The sequence below is a fragment of the Enterococcus sp. BWR-S5 genome (assembly GCF_016745255.1).
In the GTDB taxonomy this organism is placed as follows: Bacteria; Bacillota; Bacilli; order Lactobacillales; family Enterococcaceae; genus Enterococcus_L.
Window position 1 is genome coordinate 1 of sequence record NZ_JADOEQ010000015.1, and the last position, 20977, is coordinate 20977.

General features: G+C 42.8%; 18 protein-coding genes. 12 read left to right on the forward strand and 6 right to left on the reverse strand.

Annotated elements, in window-relative coordinates:
• Nucleotides 1-46: 46 nt before the first annotated feature.
• The 9 genes from IW510_RS15980 to IW510_RS16020 all read left to right on the forward strand — a co-directional run bounded on the left by IW510_RS15980 (nt 47) and on the right by IW510_RS16020 (nt 9714).
• Nucleotides 47-823: a WxL domain-containing protein gene (locus IW510_RS15980; RefSeq protein ID WP_202061359.1), complete on the forward strand. Its 777-nt coding sequence runs from the start codon at nt 47-49 to the stop codon at nt 821-823.
• 105 nt (nt 824-928) lie between these two features.
• A complete protein-coding gene (locus tag IW510_RS15985; protein WP_330932666.1) occupies nt 929-2026 on the forward strand; it encodes a DUF916 and DUF3324 domain-containing protein in 1098 nt (365 codons plus the stop codon).
• Between the two features lie 39 nt (nt 2027-2065).
• Nucleotides 2066-2731, forward strand: a complete 666-nt coding sequence (locus tag IW510_RS15990) for a hypothetical protein (RefSeq protein WP_202061361.1) — start codon at nt 2066-2068, stop codon at nt 2729-2731.
• 11 nt (nt 2732-2742) lie between these two features.
• Complete coding sequence (lepB, locus tag IW510_RS15995) at nt 2743-3504, forward strand: signal peptidase I (RefSeq protein ID WP_202061363.1); 762 nt, start codon at nt 2743-2745, stop codon at nt 3502-3504.
• Nucleotides 3505-3521: 17 nt separating this feature from the next.
• The gene (gene lepB, locus IW510_RS16000) at nt 3522-4172 is read left to right on the forward strand and encodes a signal peptidase I (protein ID WP_202061365.1); all 651 of its coding nucleotides are present in this window, start codon (nt 3522-3524) and stop codon (nt 4170-4172) included.
• Nucleotides 4173-4206: 34 nt separating this feature from the next.
• A complete protein-coding gene (locus IW510_RS16005) occupies nt 4207-7188 on the forward strand; it encodes a YfhO family protein (protein ID WP_202061367.1) in 2982 nt (993 codons plus the stop codon).
• 266 nt (nt 7189-7454) lie between these two features.
• A complete protein-coding gene (locus tag IW510_RS16010; protein WP_202061370.1) occupies nt 7455-7874 on the forward strand; it encodes a MarR family winged helix-turn-helix transcriptional regulator in 420 nt (139 codons plus the stop codon).
• Between the two features lie 79 nt (nt 7875-7953).
• Nucleotides 7954-8592, forward strand: a complete 639-nt coding sequence (locus IW510_RS16015) for an SDR family oxidoreductase (RefSeq protein WP_202061372.1) — start codon at nt 7954-7956, stop codon at nt 8590-8592.
• 18 nt (nt 8593-8610) lie between these two features.
• Nucleotides 8611-9714, forward strand: coding sequence for an NADH-dependent flavin oxidoreductase (locus IW510_RS16020; RefSeq protein ID WP_202061374.1), 1104 nt, complete (start codon nt 8611-8613; stop codon nt 9712-9714).
• A gap of 102 nt (nt 9715-9816) precedes the next feature.
• Here the strand turns inward: IW510_RS16020 and IW510_RS16025 are convergent, their stop codons facing one another.
• On the reverse strand, nt 9817-11286 hold the full coding sequence (locus IW510_RS16025) for an alanine/glycine:cation symporter family protein (RefSeq protein ID WP_202061376.1): 1470 nt from the start codon (nt 11284-11286) through the stop codon (nt 9817-9819).
• Between the two features lie 192 nt (nt 11287-11478).
• The gene (locus IW510_RS16030; protein WP_202061378.1) at nt 11479-11793 is read right to left on the reverse strand and encodes a hypothetical protein; all 315 of its coding nucleotides are present in this window, start codon (nt 11791-11793) and stop codon (nt 11479-11481) included.
• Nucleotides 11794-12043: 250 nt separating this feature from the next.
• On the opposite strand from IW510_RS16030, the gene IW510_RS16035 reads away from it, so the two are divergent.
• Nucleotides 12044-12679 carry an endonuclease III domain-containing protein gene (locus tag IW510_RS16035; protein WP_202061379.1) on the forward strand — a complete coding sequence of 212 codons (636 nt, stop codon included), beginning with the start codon at nt 12044-12046 and terminating at the stop codon, nt 12677-12679.
• Between the two features lie 50 nt (nt 12680-12729).
• Here IW510_RS16035 and IW510_RS16040 read toward each other — a convergent pair whose 3' ends face one another.
• From IW510_RS16040 to IW510_RS16055, 4 genes are all read right to left on the reverse strand, one after another.
• Complete coding sequence (locus IW510_RS16040; RefSeq protein WP_202061382.1) at nt 12730-15381, reverse strand: calcium-translocating P-type ATPase, PMCA-type; 2652 nt, start codon at nt 15379-15381, stop codon at nt 12730-12732.
• A gap of 268 nt (nt 15382-15649) precedes the next feature.
• Nucleotides 15650-16231, reverse strand: coding sequence for a TerD family protein (locus tag IW510_RS16045; protein ID WP_202061383.1), 582 nt, complete (start codon nt 16229-16231; stop codon nt 15650-15652).
• Nucleotides 16232-16360: 129 nt separating this feature from the next.
• Entirely contained in the window at nt 16361-16942 is a 582-nt protein-coding gene (locus IW510_RS16050) for a TerD family protein (RefSeq protein ID WP_202061384.1), read from the reverse strand.
• A 28-nt stretch (nt 16943-16970) separates the two neighbouring features.
• Nucleotides 16971-17570 carry a TerD family protein gene (locus IW510_RS16055; protein ID WP_202061385.1) on the reverse strand — a complete coding sequence of 200 codons (600 nt, stop codon included), beginning with the start codon at nt 17568-17570 and terminating at the stop codon, nt 16971-16973.
• Between the two features lie 344 nt (nt 17571-17914).
• Here IW510_RS16055 and IW510_RS16060 point away from each other — a divergent pair, with 344 nt between their 5' ends.
• Together IW510_RS16060 and IW510_RS16065 are read left to right on the forward strand one after the other, a co-directional pair.
• Entirely contained in the window at nt 17915-19543 is a 1629-nt protein-coding gene (locus IW510_RS16060) for a YceG family protein (protein ID WP_202061387.1), read from the forward strand.
• 109 nt (nt 19544-19652) lie between these two features.
• A complete protein-coding gene (locus tag IW510_RS16065) occupies nt 19653-20843 on the forward strand; it encodes a toxic anion resistance protein (protein ID WP_236674779.1) in 1191 nt (396 codons plus the stop codon).
• Nucleotides 20844-20977: the final 134 nt, after the last annotated feature.

Sequence of the window (20977 nt, forward strand, 5' to 3'; positions counted from 1 at the left end):
CATAAATGCAACAACCACACACACATATCTTAGGAGGAAAACACAAATGAAAAACACACACAAATTAAGCGCTGCTTTATTAGTAGCAGTAGCCGGAGCAGCAATCGTCGTACCAAGCGCAACGAAAGCAGAACAAAGCGACTGGAAAACAGAAGGCGTTGTTGAATTCGAAAAAGATACATCTTTACCAACGGTAAAAGAGCCAGACGGAACAACAGTAATTCCTGAAATCTCAGTAAACCCAGGTGCGACAAATGAATTGGCCATCGTTGCGGCGACGCCATTAGATTTTGAAAAGCATGCGATTCTTTCAGACGGAAGTTCAGAGCCATATAACGTAAAACCTTACGGTTCATCTGTAGGTACGTATGAGCATTTCGTAGACTTCAAGGATGTTCGTTCAACAACAACACGTCAATACCACATCTTTGGTAAGTTATCAAAACAGTTCACACACAATGATCCATCTGCTACAGGTAATGCTACATTAGCTGGTGCAACAATCACTTACTCTAACCTGCGTATTGCTGGTGATGGAAGAGATACAACAACAGACTTGAACATGCCTGAAGATTCAGGATTTGTAAAAGGTAAATCAATTACATTGGCAGAAGGACAACAAGAATTGTTCTACAGCATGACTAATGCAGCTAGAGGATATGGACAATACAAGATTGCTTTCGGTAACCGTGCGAATGGTGAAGATGAAATCAGAAAATCTGTACAATTGGCTGTACCAGGAGATGTTGTGAAATTCAAAGGACAATACACTGCAGAAATCACTTGGACAATTGCAGACACTCCAACTCCAACAAATCCATAAGCAACAGAATGATTTAGAAACATAAATCAGTAAATAGAAGAGAGCCGGTCGGCGGTTGCCCCGTCAGTCGGCTCTTCTATTTCATTAAAGAAAGGAACTGTCAGCGTGAAAAAAATACAACAAGTAGTACTAGGCCTACTATACATAATCATGACAGCTCTGCTGGTCTTTCCGGGAGCAGCAGCAGCCGAGGAAACAGAAACACCGGAAGTTACGGAAGTGGGGGGCTTTACGTATGAGGTCATTTTACCGGAGAATCAACTGGACAAAGAGGTCGGCTACTTTGATTTACAGCTGGCAGCTGGTCGAAAACAGACGATTCAGATTAAACTGACCAATCCAACCAACATAGAAACAACACTGAGTGTGGAGCTGAGTGGCGCGAAAACAAACAGTAATGGGGTTATTGAATACACCTCCAATGAGATTGAAAATGATGCTTCCCTGAAATATGATTTTATGGATGTGGTTAAAGGTCCGGAGGAAGTCGTCTTGGCACCGGGAGAAGAACGGATGCTGGATCTTGAAGTGACGATGCCGGAGGCATCTTTTGATGGGATTATTACCGGTGGTATTCAGCTGCGGAATATTACCAATGAAGAAGAGCTGGATAAGCAAAAAGAAGGCACCGTGATTAATAAGTTTGCCTATCTTATCGGGGTCGTTCTCCAACAAACAGACACCGAAGTGACCCATGATTTAGCCTTAAACAAGGTCTATGCCGGATTAAATAATTACCGCAACACGATTTTTGTGAACTTTTCCAATATCCAACCGGCGTTTGTTGCTGAGATGACTGTAGATGCCCAAATCACGAAAAAGGGTTCAAAGGATGTCTTGTACGATACGAAGAAGGCTTCGATGAAGATGGCACCCAACAGTCTGATTGATTTTCCGGTATCCATGCAGGGCGACCGGATGGTCGCAGGGGATTACACGGCCTACATTACAGTTACAACGGAAGTTGATACATGGACCTGGGAACAGGATTTTACCATCACCAATGAGGAAGCAGAGAAGTACAACGAAGAGGATGTTGGTATGATTCAAGAAACCGGCATTGACTGGAAGCTAATTGCCGCGATTGTTGCCGGCGTGTTTGTGCTGGTTCTGATAATCTATCTGGTGATTCGGCAGGTGAAAAAGAAAAAAAGTACGAAGAAACGTAAGAAAACTAAAACAAAAAAGAAAAAACGCAACTAGACAAACCAAGAAAAGAAAACGAATAATGGGGGAACAAACGTGAGTATATTGGATTGGTTATTTATAGGGTTGTTATCCGCCGCAATCCTTTGTGGGCTGTTTGTTCTAATCCTGTTCATTCAAAGCTTTCTGACGGGAAGAAAACGTGCAGGACTGCAAAAAAAGCGCATCAAGAACAAGAAGAAGCGGAAAAAACTGCAGCGTAGGGTACAAAAGATGAAAAAGAAGCAATGGCGTCAGTTTCGTTCGGCGCTTCTATTGTTGGTACTGGGTGGTGCATTTGGCGGAGGTGCCTTTTACTCCCGCTATTATCAAGCCCATCGCTTAGGGGAACAGGATTCCAATGCGATTGTTCAGGGGTATCATTTGGTGGCAACGATTGAGGAGGAGCTGGGCAGTGAAGAGTCTTTGGCAAATCCTGAAAAAGCAGCTGCACGTCTGCGGGATTTAACCGGACGTTTGTCCAGTTATGGGACACGTATCCCCAGCCAACGGTTGTCAGAAGAAGGACAGCGATTGTTAAGCCGACAATATTCCTATATGTCTGAGCTTGGTGTTAATCTCTTTACCCAAGCAGAGACATTGATGACTGACGAAGAGGCACGGCTAGAAGTGGAAGCGGATCTTGAAAAAGTTCGTATCCATCAAACAAAGGTACTTAAGCATTTCAGCATCAACGAAGACTCACTGAAAAAGACAAACTGAGGATCGATGAAATGAAGGATGAGAAGCGAAAGAAACGCAAGACCAGCCCCTCTTCCAAAAGAGACGGGCAAAAACGGACAGGCAGGAAGCCGACGACAGACCGTCGGTCTTCTCCGTCTGATACAGCCCTAAAAAAAACAGGCAACACCAAGGCTTCCACACACCGACGGAAGAAAAAGCAGCGACAATCAAGCGGCAGGAAAACCGGCCGAAAGCGACCAACGGGGGTCAAAAGAGGCAGACGACTGGTCGGCGAGCTTCTTTTGAGCCTATTTTTAGCTATGGGGCTGATTTATGTCATCTCCCTGTTTACCTTTACCTTTTATTCGGTGGACAGCTATATGATGGCACCGGCGGTAAATGCCGGAGATACAGTCTTTGTCAATAAGCTGAAAGAGATTCGGCGCTTTGATTTTGTGCTGTTTCGCAGTCCAACCGATGGCGAGCTGTCGGTTCGTCGAGTGATTGGGGTACCCGGTGATCGGCTCTATTATCAAGCAGATGTGCTGTATCTGAACGAGCAGGAACAGGTGGAGCGCTTTTTGAACACGGCGTTGAAGGAAGCCCGGCAAAACGACCAACAGTTCACTGAAGACTTTCGCTTAAGTCAGGTGATTGGTCAGGACGCGGTACCCAAGGACAGTTATTTTGTGTTGGGGGATAATCGAACCTTTGCCGTAGACAGCCGCAGCTATGGCGTGATTCATAAAAAGGATATCATTGGGGTGGTTCGGATGAAGGTCCTGCCGCTGCATGAAATGACGTATCTATAAGAAGGAAGACACGACGAATGAACCAAACCACAGAGAGAAAACCAAAAAAAGTACCCACCAGCGGTGTTCGCCCCAAGAAGCGAAACCGTCGGTTAAAACAAGAAATCAGACAACGAAAGCAACAGGAGCAGCAGCGACGGGAACTACGTCGGGGCTATGTGGTGTTAGGGCTGTTAGCCGTTCTTGTGCTGCTATTCTTTTTGAACTTTCGAACCCGTCAGGTGGACGGGGTTTCGATGGTACCGACCTTGGCAGACAACGACCGGCTGCTGGTCCGACGGACCGAGACCTTTGCCCGTTATGAGCTGATTACCTTTGAACCGGCAGACAAGGCAGGGGAGTCCTATGTAAAACGCATTATCGGACTGCCGGGGGATCGCCTGCATTTGGACGGCAATCGCCTGTATTTGTATGAGACAAGCAGGTCCTCGACGTCATTTTCCGCAGAGCAGTTGCCGGATGGCGCCTTAACAGTGCTGCTCAGTCCGGAGGCGGTTCAATCAATTGGTACGCAAACAGAAATACCGGCCAATCAGTATTTTGTCTTAGGCGATAATCGAGGCAATTCTCGTGACAGTCGGGAGATGGGGCTTATCACGTCCGACCAGATTGAAGGGGTCGTGGTATTCCGCTATTTTCCCCTGACGAGCATCGGACGCGTCAGCTGAGGCCACTGAAAAAACGGAAGAAATGAGGAAAGCAATGAAACCAACACAATGGAAAGGTGTCCGTTATCTGGCGAAAAACCGCTGGATACTGGGCCTTAGTTTTTTTCTGCCGATACTGATTTTGGCAGGGGTATATTTGATGATTGGGATTTATCCCGGGAGTAACCGAACCATCATGGCCAGTGATTCATTTCACCAGCTGTCGAACTTTTTAGCCAGCTACAATACCATGATGAAGGGCTCGGAGAGTATCTTCTACAGCTGGTATGTGTCGTTTGGCTTGAATTATTGGGCGTTTATTTCCTATTATTTGGGGGGCATTTTTACGCCATTGGTGTACCTGTTTGACAACAGTCAAATTCCCGATGCTCTTTATTTTTTGACCTTATTGAAATTCGGTTGTTCCGGACTGGCCTTTTCGGTATTCAGTCTGGGCACCTTCAAACTGCCCCGCTGGGGCTATCCAGCGCTGAGTATTTCCTATGCTTTGATGAGCTTTGCCTTGGCGTTTTCTGAAATGATTATGTGGCTGGATGCCTTTGTCTATCTGCCGCTGGTCATCTTGGGGATTCATCGGGTGCTGGAGCAACGGAAACCGCTGGTGCTGTTTGTCAGCTATCTTCTGTTATTTGTCACCAACTTTTACATGGCCTTTATTGTCGGCTTCTTCTCCTTTCTGTATTTCCTGACGCGTCTGGTGATTGACAGTAGCGACTGGAAACGCAAGACAGTGGATTATCTGGGGACCTCCTTGTTGGCAGGGGGCGCTTCGATGCCGGTGATTCTGCCCACCATTCTGGATTTGAGAAACAACGGGGAAGCCCTGAGTGCGATTACGTTTTTGAAAACAGAAGACACCGGGGTGTTGGATCTGTTTGTGAAAAACTTTGTGGGGGTCTATGATACAACTCAGTTTGGCTCCACGCCGTTTGTCTTTATCGGGCTGTGGTCTCTGATTCTCTGTGTGTATTATTACACGGTCAAAGAGATTCCCTTGAAGGAGAAGCTGTCGTACAGCGCCTTGGGCGCCTTTGTGATTTTCAGCTTTTACTTTGAGCCGCTGAACCTGTTTTGGCAGGGGCTTCATGCGCCGAATATGTTCCTGTTCCGCTACAGCTATGTGTTGTCGTTTCTAGTGATTCTGTTGGCGGGCTATGGCTGGGAGCACCTGTCAAAGGCCTCCTTTGATCGGATGAGCAATCTGGTATTGGGCTTGGTGTTCCTCTTTGTCGGTGTACGGGTGTATGTCTCCTTTGGCGATACCTACCGCTACATTACCGTCTTTTCCTTTATCATGACCCTGGTCTTTCTATTTTTGTACCTGTTGTTCCTACGGGTCTTTTTGAAAAAGAAAACACTGGGTAAGCTGTGGGTGGTACTGTTTCTCTGTCTGATTAGTGCCGAAGCCGGCGTGAACACCTACGTGATTTTCCAAGGCATCAAAAAGGAATGGGTGTATCCGGCACGGAATCGTTACCTGTACCACTATGACGATATCAGTGGGCTGGTGGCACAGACCAAAGAAGACAATGATTCCTTCTACCGCATGGAAACCATGCACATGTTAACGAAGAACGACAGCTTGAATTATGGGTATAGCGGAGTGGGGATGTTCTCCTCCATTCGAAACCGAAATTCCCTGTCTTACCTGCATGAGCTGGGGTATCGTTCCTGGGGAACGAATCTGCAGAATGATTACCGCAACAACACTATCTTGATGGATATGATTTCAGGGATTAAGTACAATCTCTCACAGGAAAAAATCAATAAATACGGCTTTAAGAAAATCAACGATTCTGGTGAATATGCCCTGTATGAAAATCAGTATGCGATGCCCCTTGGGGTGATGACGGACCGTGATTTGTATGTGGATGGAGCAGGCAAGAATCAGACCTCCTTATTCAATCTACTAGCTAATCAGAAGAAGAACTACTATACCTTTATTGATCCGGAGCTGGTGGACACGGAGCATGTGACCATCGAAGACGCCGATCAGATGGTGACCTATGTCAAAACGGATAAAAAGGAAAAGGAGCCGATGCGTTTGACGTGGAAAGCGACGATTCCAAAGAACAAGCAGGCCTATTTCAGCCTGTATCCGTTGAACTATGATGACCTGAAGAGTGCCGAGGTGATTTTAACGGTCAACGGAGTAAAACAGCAGACGCGGATTAACATGACCGGTCAATACTACAACCTGGGCTATTATGAAGAAGAGACCGAGGTCGAGTACACGATTGAGCTGTCGGATACCGTTCGGGCCCAGTTCCTAACCCCGGATATCGCCTTATTAGACATTGAAGAATACACGGAAGCGGCAGAAGCGATTCTGGACAAAGGAGTGGACTTCGAGGTAAGCGGGCGGAAGGCAAAGGCCACTGTGACGGTCACCAAAGACGATCCGATTTTGTTTACGACGATTCCTTATGACAAGGGCTGGAAGGTCTATGTGGATGGAAAGGAAGCGGGGATTACGCCATTTAGAGACGCATTTCTTTCGGTTCAGTTGGAAGAGGGAACTCATGAAGTGGAGTTTGTGTTCTTGCCGCAAGGTCTGCTTTTAGGCAGTGGTATCTCCGGTGTAAGCTTGCTTATTTTTGGCGGGTATCTCTTTGTCTTGAAGAGACGTAAGAATAATCCGTTCTATCAAACGCCGAGCGATAGCAGCGGCACAGATCCAAAATTACCGAAGCCAACACCTGTGAGTACAGTGGAGGAAGAAACTGCTTCTGCGGATAGCACACCAATCAGTGAAGAAACAAAAACAGAATCACCTACAACTGCAACGGAATCGTCAACATTGTCTTCTGAGACGACGTTGACGGAAGAAACCGTTGGAGGGATTGAGGAAGAGACTATCCATGCCCTTCAGGAAGAAGAATCATTACTGTCCAGCTTTTCCTTTGGAGAAGGTGAGGGCTTTGGTTTTGCACTTCATACGGAGACCGAATTGAAAGAAGAGTATGTGCTGGACGATTTTCCGCAAAAAAATTCCGAGACTGAAAAAAACAGTTAGTGGCATTGATTGCTCTATATAGCAGATAGTAATAGTTGAAAAAGAATGCTTCACTATAAAAGAAAAGTAAGTAGAACATGTAATCATATATCAAAGCTCGATTACCATTGATTTTAATGGCAATCGGGCTTTGACTATAGCTTGTTATGAGATAGACTTTAAACTAAGAAGCGAGACGCTGAGATTGACGATTTTACATTTCTTAGCTATTATTTTAGCAGGAGCTTAGAGTTGAGACCTAGTTAGACTTGGAAAGAGGTGATAGGATGGAAAAGCAACAGAATGTCAGCTTAGCGAACTGGTTGGATCTATCGCAGATGATTGCTGTGGTGGACAGTGAAATGGAAAGACAGTTAAAGGAAAACGTAAATTTGGCATTGAATGAGTTCTATGTTCTGCACTTTTTGTCTATTGAGGAATCAAAAAAAATGAGGCTGCAGCATCTGGAAGAAAGAGTCGGTTTAAGTCAAAGCGCCCTGTCTCGATTGATTAGTCGTATGGAAGATAAGCGGTGTGGCGTGATTAATCGCCATGTTTGTACAGATGATAAACGAGGTATTTATATTAGTATTACAGACAAAGGCTTGAAGAAGCTGGTAGAAGCTGAGAAAGTGGCTGACGGCGTGCTGAAACAGGCGGTGCAACAGTATCCTTTGTTAACAGATTTTTATAGAACAAAGACATAAAAGTCGAATGATTTGTAAAAATCTTTTTCATAGGATAATATATGCATGTGCATACATTTTGATGTGGAGGGAAATTTCTATGAAAATATTTGTTGCCGGAGCAACGGGTAGAGTTGGTCGAGAGCTTGTCGCCAATCTTCAAAAACAAGGTCATTTTGTTTACGCAGGAGCAAGGAAAACGGATCAAATTATCGAAAATGAACATGTCACAGCTGTTTTTATGGATTTACACACTTCAGTTGATGCCTTAGCAGATAGTCTAGCGGACGCAGAAGCAGTTATATTTGTTGCCGGCTCGAGAGGAAAGGACTTGCTGCAAACGGATTTGAATGGTGCGGTCAAGTTGATACAGGCAGCAGAAAAGAAAGGGATTAGGCGCTATGTTCAATTAAGCTCAGCCTATTCCTTGGAACCGGAACGGTGGCAGGATGGCTCAATGTCAAGCTTGCTTGATTATACAATTGCGAAGCATTACGCGGATGCTTGGCTGATTAATAACTCAAACCTTGACTACACGATTTTACAGCCGGGAGCGTTGAAGGAAACTGAAGGTTCTGGAAGAATAACGATAGGTTCAGGAGAAGCAGGCGAAAACTCGATTCTCAATGTAGCAGAAACACTCGCACAAATTGTAACAGAACCAAAGACTATCAAAAAAGTGATTCCTATGCATGATGGAGAAACACCGATTAAGGAAGCATTACAGACACTCAACTAATATAAATGGGGGAAAACTATGAAGAAAATGGATGAAGCAGTTACTTTTAGACGAGGTTTGACATTGAAAAATCGTATCGTTATGGCTCCGATGACAACGAAGATGAGTTTTTATGATGGCGTTGTGACACAGGATGAGTTGAACTATTACAGTCTCAGAACTGGAGAGGTTGGCGCAATAATTACTGCGGCAGCGAATGTTCAAGAGGTTGGGAAGGGCTGGGAAGGTGAACTGAGTGCAGCTTCTGATGAGATGATTCCCAGCTTAAGTCGTTTGGCTTCAGCTATCAAACGAAATGGCACAAAAGCAATTTTACAAATCTTTCATGGTGGCAGAATGACGAATTCTAAGATTCTTCGTGGCGAACAGCCTGTAGCACCAAGTGCGATTGCAGCTGAACGTGAAGGGGCAGAAACGCCGCGTGAATTGATGGAAGCAGAGATTCCTTTACTGATTGAGGATTATCGTCAGGCAACCGTTCGCGCCATCAAAGCGGGCTTTGACGGTGTGGAACTTCACGGAGCGAATACCTATCTGATTCAGCAATTCTTTTCACCACATTCTAATAGACGTTCTGATCAATGGGGCGGGTCTGTAGAGAAGCGAGCTCATTTTATTGAGCTGCTTGTTGACCGTGTGACTGGAGCTGTTGATGAATATGCAGAGAAAGGGTTTATTGTAGGATATCGTTTTTCTCCTGAGGAATACGAAGAGCCGGGAATCAAAATGGCTGATACGATGTATTTGGTCGATTTACTTGCCAATAAACCTCTGGATTATCTGCATATCTCGTTGAATGACTATCAGAGAGTTTCTGTTTCTAAGGCGTTTCAAGAAAAATCTATGCTTGCCTATGTTCATGAGAAAATTGCTGGACGTGTTCCCTTGATTGGTGTTGGCGATGTACGGACAGGGAAGCAGGCAGAGGAAGTATTGGAAGAGGCTGAGCTTGTTGCAGTTGGTCGAGCGTTACTGATTGATCCTCATTGGACAAAGAAGGTTTTGTCTGGGAAAGAAGATACAATCCGTACTGTGCTTCCTTTTGAAGACCGTGACGAGCTGCTTATTCAAAACGGTGTATGGGGATTTTTACAAGGCATGATGCCGGAACGTTTGGTTTAAATAAAAAACAGCAAAGAGTAGGGCTAACTGTCGTACCCTCAAAAGTTAGATTTTTCAGTCTAACTTTTTGAGGACGGTTCACACCATCTTTGCTGTTTTTTGCTATTCTTCTAATCCCAGCTCGGAAGTGAGGGGAATATCTTCTTCGATTTCTGTGACCGGCGATGTCGAGCCATCTGCTTGTAGTCGATTCAAAAATCCTTTTGTTTCTCGGAAAACAACCGGACTGAGAGCAATCAGAGCAATCAGGTTAGGGAAAGCCATCAATCCATTAAAGATATCAGCAAGTGTCCAAACGGCCGTGATTGTCATGTAAGGGCCAATAAAGATTGCCAAAATATGGACAACTCTAAAGATTTTGGCACCTAACAAACTGCCGTTTGTCAGGTAGCTCAGGCAGCGTTCAGAATAATAATTCCAACCGATGATTGTTGTGAAAGCGAAAAAGGACAGGCACATCATCAATAGGAAAGAGCAAATTGCATTTGAAAAAGGCAGCGCTTCTGAAAAGGCATAAATGGTTACCGCTGCTCCGTCCAGTCCGGTTTCCCACGCCCCGGTCAAAATAATAGCAAGTCCTGTCATTGTGCAGACAATGATTGTATCAATAAAGGTTCCTGTCATAGAGACCAAGCCTTGACGAACGGGTTCGTTGGTTTTTGCGGCAGCTGCAGCAATTGGCGCGCTCCCCAGACCAGATTCATTAGAGAAGATTCCACGAGCTACCCCTTTTTGTAATGCAACTATCATAGCTCCCAAGGCACCACCACTTACTGCACGTAAACCAAAAGCACCTTCGAAGATTTGAGCGAAAGCATCTGGAATTTTTGAATAGTTCAAAATGACCATTAGTAAACACAAGGACACATAGACCACAATCATTGCAGGAACGATGATTTCAGCTACTTGGGCGATTCGTTTCACGCCGCCAATTAATACGATGGCTGTTGCCAAGGTAACCACAGCGCCCGCAATAACAACAGACCATGAGTATTCTTGTCCGAATAATGCCACTGTACTTGTGTTGTTCGGGTCGAAAAAGGATTGAGCCGCACTAGTAATCCCATTAATCTGGGTGAAAGTACCGATACCTAACAATCCAGCTAGAAGACCAAATAGAGCAAACATTTTCCCAAGCCAACGCCACTTTATCCCCATCCCATTTTCTATGTAGTAAAAAGGTCCGCCTAGCGCACTGCCATTTTTATCAAACACACGAAACTTCAGTGCCAGCAATCCTTCAGCAAATTTGGTCGCCATTCCTAAAAGCGCTGCAACCTCCATCCAAAATAGGGCTCCAGGTCCTCCAGCAACTATAGCTGTCGCTACACCCACGATATTCCCGGTACCGATAGTAGCAGACAATGCGGTACATAAAGCGGCAAAGCTGGAGATATCTCCTTCGCCTTCTTCCTCATTGTTGACCATATATTTCAACGCTAACGGTAGTTTTCGAAGCTGAATACCTCGCAACCCAATTGTTAAAAAAATACCAACGCCCATAATTAGGACAATCATAGGAATTCCCCAGATAAAATCATTGATTCGGCTTAACATGTCCCCTAAATCCATAACAGCACTCCATTCATTTTTTTATTGCTAAGTGTATCACAAACTTTTAACGGGAATCAATACGTAAAATGAGAAAATGATGAAAAACTTCATTGAATTGTCATTAATTGGCTTTTTAAAGAAAAATCGCTTACTTCTACAAATAAAAAAATCCGTTGAAAAGACGAATAGGTCTTTTCAACAGATCAATTCTCAGTTGATGACGTTATAAAAGCGCTGAACGAGGCGTTCAAGCTCATTATTCAGCTCGACAGGATGCTCTTCGTAAGTTAAGCGTAAGGTTGGTGAAACAGCCATATCCAACAATTTAAGAGGTCGGAGCTCATCTTCAAACCGTTCGAGTGTGATTTGTGGATGAATTGTAGTGTCTCCGCAAGGTCCTGCTTCCAGAAAGGCCAGCTCAAATTGATTATTTCCAATATCTCGCAGTCGATAGTAACCATCCTTGAAGAATTTTTTGTCTCCGTTGAAATGCTTTTGGAATGTTTCCAGGTCGTTTCTATTCAAGTGTCGTCCCTCCGAATGTTCTTCTGTAGTGATAATGCCATTAGTATAGCATAGTTACTGAGAGCCGGTGGAATGGGCTAAAAAATTTTTATTATTCACATACAAGTGAAGGAAGCAAAAATTGAAGCCGGCAGATAAGTTTTGTTATACTGAATGGGAAGCAGGCTGCAACAAATAAAAGGAACTGGGCTTTGGGAGCAGTAGGAGTTAGTTTTTTCATAATAGAAGAGTACGGAAGAGGAGGCTGGGTATGATACCGGCAATGGAAGTATATGAGCAGTTAAAGAAAAATATGCCGGAGCGTCTTTGGTGGCCGGCAGAATCAAAATGGGAAATCATTATTGGTTCCATACTTGTTCAAAACACCAATTGGACGAATGTCGAGTACTCTCTGCATCATTTGAGAGAGAGGACACAATTTAAGCCTGAGAAAATCGCTGATTTACCTTTGGATGAGTTACAGGAGCTGATTCGTCCAAGTGGTTTCTTTATAAATAAAGGGAAGGCGATTCAAGGAATCTTTTCATGGCTGCAGGAATTTAATTTTGATTTATTCGCAATTGAAAATCATTATGGAGATGAGCTAAGGAAGCAACTACTTGGTTTGCGAGGCGTAGGTGATGAAACTGCTGATGTTTTGCTAGTCTATGTCTTTGATGGTGTTGAATTCATTGCAGATCGATATGCGCAGCGATTATTTAGTCGCTTGGGTATTGAAGATGTTGACAGCTATAAGAAGTTGAAAAAACGTGTATATCTTCCAGAGGACTTTAGTACAGCAGAGGCAAAGGAATTTCACGGCTTAATCGTGGATTTCGGGAAAGATTTTTTGAAGAACGATGAGACGTGGTCAGCCGGCTTTTTAGCAGATTTCACATTTAACTAAAAATAGAAAACCGTCGAGTCAGCTTCTCTGCTGACTCGACGGTTTTTAACTTATTTGTTTATTGCTTTTGAGATAACTTTTCTCAGCATATCAATTGGAATCGCTGCGACAGACAAGCCAAGAACAATTGCCCATTCAGTTACGTTCAATGGTGTTGTACGCAAGATTGCGCCGCCGACAAAGGTCATCAGAATTTGTACAACAATAATCAGTCCCATGATACGGATGAACATTTTATTTCTGTTCAGGTTATCAAAGATGTTCAGTTTCTCTGTTCTCACATTGAATCCGTTGAATACAGCATACAGGATAAAGAATGAGAAGAATCCTGTGTAAAGAGCGATATCGCCGGTTCCGCTTGTGAAGTATTGAGAAAGGAAGGTTCCTTTTAGCATCCATAGACCGATAGCGGTAATCACAATACCTTCAAAGAGAAAGGCAGAGAACATTGGACGTGTCACAATGCTTTCATCACGACGTTTTGGTTTTTCTTTCATGTAACGTTTCAAGGTTGGTTCAGCACCAAAGGCCAAAGCAGCCAGTGTATCCATTACCAAGTTTACCCAAAGCATTTGCGTAATGGTCAATGGATGATCGATACCAACAAATGGCGCGATAAAACTGATTAGCAATGCACCAACGTTCAGTGTCAACTGGAAGACGATAAACTTCTGAATAGAACGGTAAATCGTCCGACCAAATAGGATGGATTGAGCAATTGATTTGAAGTTGTCATCCAAGATAACGATATCTCCAGCTTCTTTTGCAACTTCTGTCCCGCTACCCATCGCAAAACCAACATCGGCACGTTTCAAGGCAGGGCTGTCATTTACACCATCACCAGTCATCCCAACAACTAAGCCGATTTCCTGTGATAAGCGAACCAGACGTGATTTGTCTGTAGGCAAGGCACGAGCGATAACACGGATATTAGGAAGAATAGACTTCACTTCTTCATCCGGCAGTTCGTTGAGCTCTTGAGAAGTCAGAACGACATCGTCTGGAGCAGTTAGAATTTTCGCATCTTTTGCAATAGCAACGGCTGTTTCTTTACGGTCACCAGTAATCATAACAACTTGCACACCAGCTTGGTGCACTTCTTCGATCGCTTCGATGGCTTCCGGACGAACATCGTCACGAATTGCTAAAATACCAACTAAGGTATAGTCAGAAGGCAACGTTTCTTCTGTGACCGTTTCATCAGTTGTAGCAAGAATCAATACCCGGATTAATCTTGTTGCCAGATCGTTGATTTCCTCTTCAAGCTCAGTCAGTTTTGTAAACGGCTGTTTGTTGCCGTCTGTATCATAGTAAGTGGAACAATTCGGTAAAATCATTTCAGGAGCACCTTTAATTAGAGTGGTATTCCAATCGCCGGCCACCTGTGTTGCTGAAAACTTTCTAGCAGAAGAGAAAGGAATTACAGAAACATGCTCTAATGTTCCATGCAAGTTTTCATTTTTCTCTGCAAAAGCAAGGACTGCTTTTTCTGTTGGGTTCCCCCCGATAATCAGCACGTTTCCGTTACTGTCTTCAGAAATTACAGCATTTGTATTATTTACGATAGCAGTACCGATAATCTTTTGAAGCTTTTCAGGTACATCACCTAATGTGTCAAAGCTGTCATTGGCACCGTTGATATAAGAAACAACATCCAATTTACCTTTTGTGATTGTACCGGTTTTATCGGAAAACAGCATGTTCAAGCTTCCGCTTGTTTCAATCCCTTCCAGTTTACGAACAAGGATATTGCTGCGCAGCATTTTCTTCATATTTTGTGAAAGCACCATAGCAATCATCATCGGCAAACCTTCCGGCACGGCAACAACGATAATAATTACCGCTAAAATGAAGGCTTCTACGACATCGTTTCCGACTACTCCAAGATTTGTGAAATATTCTGAAATCAGTGCACCGTCGAAGTTGTTTTGTACCAAGATACGGTTAATCATAAATGCGACAAAGATTAACACACCGCCAGTATAACCGGCTTTTGAAATCATGTCAGCCAAGCCAGCCAATTTCAGCTTCAATGGAGATTCACGGTCTTCAATAGAAAGCTCAGAAGCCATTTGTCCAAAGAAGGAAGCATCGCCGACCTTCGTTACTTTCATCACTGCTTCACCAGAGGTAATTACCGCACCTCTGAACAATGCGTGCTGGTCGAATGTATCACCATCTTCATACGTACCGCCCTTAGGAAGTGGTGTTTTTGTTGCTTCATCAGATTCTCCGTTTAGCGAAGCCTGATCCACTTTCAAAATACCCTCTAGCAAAATACCATCTGCTGGAATCTTATCCCCGGTTTGGAGGATGATTTCGTCGCCTTGAACGATATCGTCGATTTTGATTTCGACAACATGTCCATCGCGATAAACTTTGACAACGATTTTTGAGGCATCTTCCTGTAGTTTCTGGAAGGCATTTTCATTGGAGTATTCACTCCATGTTCCAATCAGTGTTGCCAATAGTACAGCGATAGCGATCCCTAACGCTTCATACCATTCAGCGTAGCCAAGAAATGCAAAAATTAAATTAAGAACGAGTGCAACAATCAAGATTTTGATGATTGGGTCATCAAAGTTTCCTTTTAATTTGTCAAAAAATGATTCGGATTGTTTTTCTGTCAGCGCATTGGTCCCGTGTTCCCGTTTGGACTGCTCGACCTGTTCGGCGGTTAAGCCAGTAAATGTCTTATTCACTTATCAATAATCTCCTTCATATTTTTGAGGAAAGAAGTCAGGTAACTGCCTACTTTCTTCATTTAGGTGGTCCGATATTCCTTCTTATTTTTGAGGCAACAGCGCAGGTAGCTACCACAGTTATCTGGTTAGTTTTCCTCGTTAAATCAGACAGCTAATTCTTTATAAGGAAGTTAACTGTTCTTTTGTCTTTAGTTACTATTTTAGAATAACCAAATGGCTGGGATGACCATGCCCCAGCCATGAGTCTTGCTTCCGTAATGAGAAACTATTGTACATCCAAGCCGTAAGCTTGTACTAAAGCTGCGAGGCCACCTTGATAGCCGCTGCCGATAGCGTTGAACTTCCATTCGCCGTTATGGCGGTATAGTTCACAGAAAACAACTGCTGTTTCAACAGAGAAGTCTTCTCCTAAGTCAAAGTTCAGGATTTCTTCGCCGTTTTCTTCATTTAAAATGTGGACAAAGGCGTTTGATACCTGTCCGAAGTTTTGGTTTCTTGCAACGGCATCATCGATAGTTACAGTAATTGCAATTCGTTCAACTGCCGGAGAAACAGCAGCCAGATCGATTTTGATTTGTTCATCATCGCCATCACCTTCGCCGGTACGATTGTCCCCGGTGTGAAGAACAGAGCCATCTTCAGATTGAAGATTATTATAGAAGATAAAGCTCTTTTCGTTAAGGCATCTGCCGTTTGCGTCTAACAGGAATGCAGAGGCATCCAAGTCAAATGCTGCACCACTGTCAAATTGGTTTGTATCCCAACCAAGACCTACAATTGTTTTTGTCAGCCCCGGATTTGTTTTCGTCAAGTCAACTTTCTGACCTTTTGATAAATTAATTGCCATATGTCGTCGTGCTCCTTTTCGCTTATTTTAAGATGAAAGAGCTGTATGCTCTTTATGTTTATGATGATTCGATATCCACTACTCTAAGGTGATTCTTCAACCAAGAGTAGTGGATATCTGTGATGTTCATTATCCGATATTTACACCGAAATCTCTGCCAAGTGCAGCTAATCCGCCTTGGTAGCCGCTACCAATTGCTGTGAATTTCCATTCGCCGTTATGACGATACAGTTCACCGACAACAATCGCTGTTTCGATGGAGAAGTCTTCTCCTAAATCATAACGAATTAACTCTTCCTCTGAATCTGCATTGATGATTCGAATGAAAGCATTAGATACCTGACCAAAGTTTTGGTTGCGTTCTTCAGCGCTATCAATTGTTACAGTAAAACGAATTTTTTCAATTGAAGGGTTTACGCTGCCAAGAACGATTTCGATAGATTCATCGTCGCCTTCACCTTCACCGGTACGATTGTCACCCATATGCTGAACCGCACCATCTTGGCTAGTTGGCTGATTGTAAAAGATGAAATCAGCATCACTGGTTACTTTTTCGTTTCCGCCAAGTAAAAATACTTCAGCATCTAAGTCAAAATCACTTTGACCATCATACCTGTTTGTGTCCCAACCCAAACCGACACGAACTTTTGTCAATCCGGGATTTGTTTTTGTTAAGTCAACTTTTTGACCCTTTGCCAATGAAACTGCCATAAGAAAAAACCTCCAGAATTTTTATAGTTTATTTATATCGTTGAAGCATGTCTGATAAATTAGCCACATCCATACCGCTGCCGACTGCTGCAAATTTCCATTCGCTGCCGTGACGGTATAATTCTCCGGCTACCAAACCAGTCATACCCTGATAGTTATCTGTTAAATTGTAACGAGCAATTTCCATACCAGAATCATCCATGATGCGGATGAATGCATTGCGAATCATACCAAAATCCTGATTACGCTTATGTGCTTGATAGATGTTAACAACAAAGACCATTTTATTGTATTTTGGACTAACTCTGTTCAAGCTTACTTTGATTACTTCGTCATCGCCATCACCGGCACCTGTCAGGTTATCGCCTTGGTGAATGATTGCCCCATCTGTGCTTTTCAATTGTCCGAAGTAGACGACATCTTTTTTGTCTACAAAACGATCATTTTGCAATAAAATCACAGAAGCGTCACAGTCTATTGCAGCTGGTTTCGCGCTGAATAAACCACCTAAAAAACCGCCTCCGGAAGGAGCTGCTTCATCCCACCCAAGCCCAACGGTGATATTATTCAATGCCGGATTAGACTTGGTCAAATCAATTTTTTGACCTTTTGATAAGTTAATTGCCATTGGTTTGTATCTCCTTTTTCATTAAAATGTATATGAAGTCTGCCAAATAGAAGAAAAGAAAAAGAATCACCATCTCTTTTATAGACGATGGTCATTTTTATTAACTATGTCATTCGTCAGCGTTCATATAGTGAAAATCAACCCATTGTTCAATCTAAATCGACTCATTTTATTGCAATAATTTGTGTTGATTAGTTGGTATGGATTGGATATACTTTGATTATATCACAGAAGACTTTCTGCGTGACTGGTAGAAGAAAAAATATCCAAAAATCATGCTTAAGTTGTAGTGTTTCATGACAAGATAAAGTATAAAATGTTTAAGTAGAAATGGAGTGGGTGGTGTGTTGGAATTACATCCGATTCCGCAGAATCTTAATGAGATTGATTGGCAAGCAGAATTTATCACGCCTATCTCACTGCGAACAGGATTTCAAAAGACAGAGGAAACACTGGCGTATCCTCAGGTAGCAGGAGTCGTTTTAGGGGTTCCGCTGGATGAATTTAGTTACAACGAGTGGCTTTACGATGTTGTTTATAATGATACATACAATATTCATTTATTGGCCGGAAATTTGGAAAAGCAGATTGATAATCAGATATTTCAAGGAATCCAAAAGCTGTTTAATACACATAATGAACAAAAAGGACTGTCACCAAATCGGTTTGTGGCATTTATGCAGGGAAATAACCTGCTGCCCTTGCGGGAACATCCGGAGCATTATCGCTATCTGACATTGAAGTTCATTGATTTGATTAATATCTTTGCGGAAAATCATGGGGATTTACTGCATAAGGATTTTCGTCGAGTGATTGTAGACTGTATCAAGTGGGGCTTTAACTATATTGATCAATGGCTGCAAGAGACCGATTTGGAAAACGATGTACCAAGAGTAATCTGGTATGGGAGCATGACTAAAAGTGAGCAGTATTTTCTGATTTTGCTGTATCTTTTGGGCTTTGACGTGCTTATTTTCAATAGTGAGAAAATCAATGACTTTACAGGGGTGAAAGGAATTGATCTTTCAGTCTATGAATATCCCAATGAAATGGACATAGAGCCGTTTCCAACAGAAAAGCCAATGAGAAAATCAACGACGGCACGGAAGGCAGCGATGGAGCTCAGCAATATTATGAACTCGGATGGCACACTTTTATTAAAGCCTTTCCAACTGAGAGAATATTTGCCGGAAAGTATCACATTGCAAACAACCTATGATGAGATACATATCATTGGCAAGGAAAAAGCCTTTGTCAGACCAAATTTTCAGGTTGGCAAAGGGTTTGTAAAAATCCCTGTCATTTTTGCCAAGGTGCTTGGTGTATCAACGGATCGTAAGAAATACTGGGATGATTTTTATAAGGTACAGAAAAGCACTGAATTAGTAGAAGTGATGCGAGAGTTTCCGATTAAGCAGGAAATTAAAGGCAATCAGCAATTCCATTATCAGTTTGCTTTGAAGAGCGATGGTACGCTATCGCCGGAGAAGCTGATGGAGTCTAACTGGTGGCAGCATAAAGCTGTTTCTAATGGCATGCAGCTGGCTTTAGCCAGTGCTATCAGCAGGTATGTGCGAAAAGCGCATTTTCTCCCTCATGGAAGTGAGACACGAGAAGATGTACAGATGTATTTGTTTTCACAGGCAATGAATGTTCCGCCGTTTATTACAAAAATGCTGCAGCAATACGATTATGCGCAGGATGTTCCCAAAATCATGATTTACAATAATGGAATGACGGGAACTTTGACGAGAGCAGATGCAGCACTTTTGCTGTTGCTGAATGAGTTGGGCTTTGATATCGTTTTGTATAATCCGACGGGGCAGAATGACATAGAGCTGTACGTTGACAGCAGTCAATTTGACAGTCATTGGCTGGAAGAGGTCAGCTTTGAAGAAACCTTCCAGACTAGCGGTATGGCTGCCAAAGGAAACAGTGCGATAAAGTCGATTTTCAACAGATTTAAAAAGTAGTATGTGGTTGAAAGTTCTTGGGGTACAAAGTATATGTAGAAAATGATATACAATTTCTGTCAATATAGAAAAGGAGCACCGCAGCTCTTAGCGCGTGAGCGATGTATAGATGGGGCTAACGGACCAACTAGGAAAGGAAATTGATTGTAGAACGAATACAACAATTTCTGTCAATATAGAAAAGGAGCTTGAAAATATGGATAATCAAATGGAAACAGGACTTGAGGAATTGCAGGTAGTAAATGTAGAAAAGCGCTTGTCACAGGCTGAGCTGCAAAAAGAACAGCTGAAATCTGAGCCTGAGGTAATCAATATCAGTAAAAATGTTGATTTAAGAGATCAACTCTCTATTTTGGAATTTGGTAAAGAGCCGGCAGAGCAGATTTCGCAGTTTTCTTCACGTATCTTAAACAACATGACTGTAGCAGAAACACAAAAATCAACAGTTATGTTGGACAAGCTTGGAAAAATCATGGATAAATTTGAACCGGAAGATTTTGCAGAAGAGAAAAAAGGTCTGTTGAATAAAATTTTCGGTAAAGGAAAAGATATTGTCAGTCAGATTATGGCGAAGTACCAAACAATGGGTGGCGAGATCGAAGTTGTTTATACTGAAATCAAGAAATATGAAGTGAAGATGAAGCAAAATGTAGCGATGCTGAATCAGTTAGCGGATGAGAATATTCGTTATTACCTTGAATTAGAAAAATACATCGCTGCCGGCGAAGTCATTGCAGATGATTTAAGAAACAACAAAATCACAGCATTACAGGAACGCGTAAATAGTGGGGATCAAATGGCTGGTATTGAGCTGAGCAAAATGACTGCTGCGTTGGAAATGGTTGAACAACGTGTGTACGACTTAGAAATGGCGAAGCAAGTCTCACTGCAAACGGGTCCGCAAATCGATATGCTGCAAAAAGGGAATGTTCGTCTAATTGGTAAGATTAATTCTGCCTTTGTTATCACGATTCCTGTATTCAAGAGTGCGCTGATTCAAGCAGTAGCTGCGAAGCAACAGAAAATGACTGCTGAAGCAATGAGTGAACTGGATAACAGAACCAATGAAATGCTGATGAAAAATGCACAGAACATTTCTCAAAATAGTATAGAAATTGCGAAGCTGTCTGGTTCTCCAAGTATCAAGCTTGAGACAATGGAACAGACCTGGAGTACAATCATGCAGGGCATGGAAGAAACAAGACAAATTGAAGCAGAAAACATAGCGGAAAGAGAAGCAGGGAAAAAACGTCTTCTTGAGCTGCAAAGTGAGTATGAAGCGAAGAAGAATAATATGTAAGTTACAGCTACCGATGAATGAACTATTTTTAATCGTCCAGTAGAACTGCAGAAGCAGGAGGCAGCGCCTCCTGTTTTTTATACATAATAATTCCCTATTTGCATCTTTTATAGGCGTGCATTACCAATGATTTA

What these genes read in the sequence shown, in the direction of transcription:
- IW510_RS15980 (WP_202061359.1), top strand. Translation starts at nt 47, where the DNA reads ATGAAAAACACACACAAATTAAGCGCTGCTTTATTAGTAGCAGTAGCC.
- lepB (WP_202061363.1), top strand. Translation starts at nt 2,743, where the DNA reads ATGAAGGATGAGAAGCGAAAGAAACGCAAGACCAGCCCCTCTTCCAAA.
- lepB (WP_202061365.1), top strand. Translation starts at nt 3,522, where the DNA reads ATGAACCAAACCACAGAGAGAAAACCAAAAAAAGTACCCACCAGCGGT.
- IW510_RS16005 (WP_202061367.1), top strand. Translation starts at nt 4,207, where the DNA reads ATGAAACCAACACAATGGAAAGGTGTCCGTTATCTGGCGAAAAACCGC.
- IW510_RS16010 (WP_202061370.1), top strand. Translation starts at nt 7,455, where the DNA reads ATGGAAAAGCAACAGAATGTCAGCTTAGCGAACTGGTTGGATCTATCG.
- IW510_RS16015 (WP_202061372.1), top strand. Translation starts at nt 7,954, where the DNA reads ATGAAAATATTTGTTGCCGGAGCAACGGGTAGAGTTGGTCGAGAGCTT.
- IW510_RS16020 (WP_202061374.1), top strand. Translation starts at nt 8,611, where the DNA reads ATGAAGAAAATGGATGAAGCAGTTACTTTTAGACGAGGTTTGACATTG.
- IW510_RS16025 (WP_202061376.1), bottom strand. Translation starts at nt 11,286, where the DNA reads ATGGATTTAGGGGACATGTTAAGCCGAATCAATGATTTTATCTGGGGA.
- IW510_RS16035 (WP_202061379.1), top strand. Translation starts at nt 12,044, where the DNA reads ATGATACCGGCAATGGAAGTATATGAGCAGTTAAAGAAAAATATGCCG.
- IW510_RS16045 (WP_202061383.1), bottom strand. Translation starts at nt 16,231, where the DNA reads ATGGCAATTAATTTATCAAAAGGTCAGAAAGTTGACTTGACGAAAACA.
- IW510_RS16050 (WP_202061384.1), bottom strand. Translation starts at nt 16,942, where the DNA reads ATGGCAGTTTCATTGGCAAAGGGTCAAAAAGTTGACTTAACAAAAACA.
- IW510_RS16055 (WP_202061385.1), bottom strand. Translation starts at nt 17,570, where the DNA reads ATGGCAATTAACTTATCAAAAGGTCAAAAAATTGATTTGACCAAGTCT.
- IW510_RS16065 (WP_236674779.1), top strand. Translation starts at nt 19,653, where the DNA reads ATGGGGCTAACGGACCAACTAGGAAAGGAAATTGATTGTAGAACGAAT.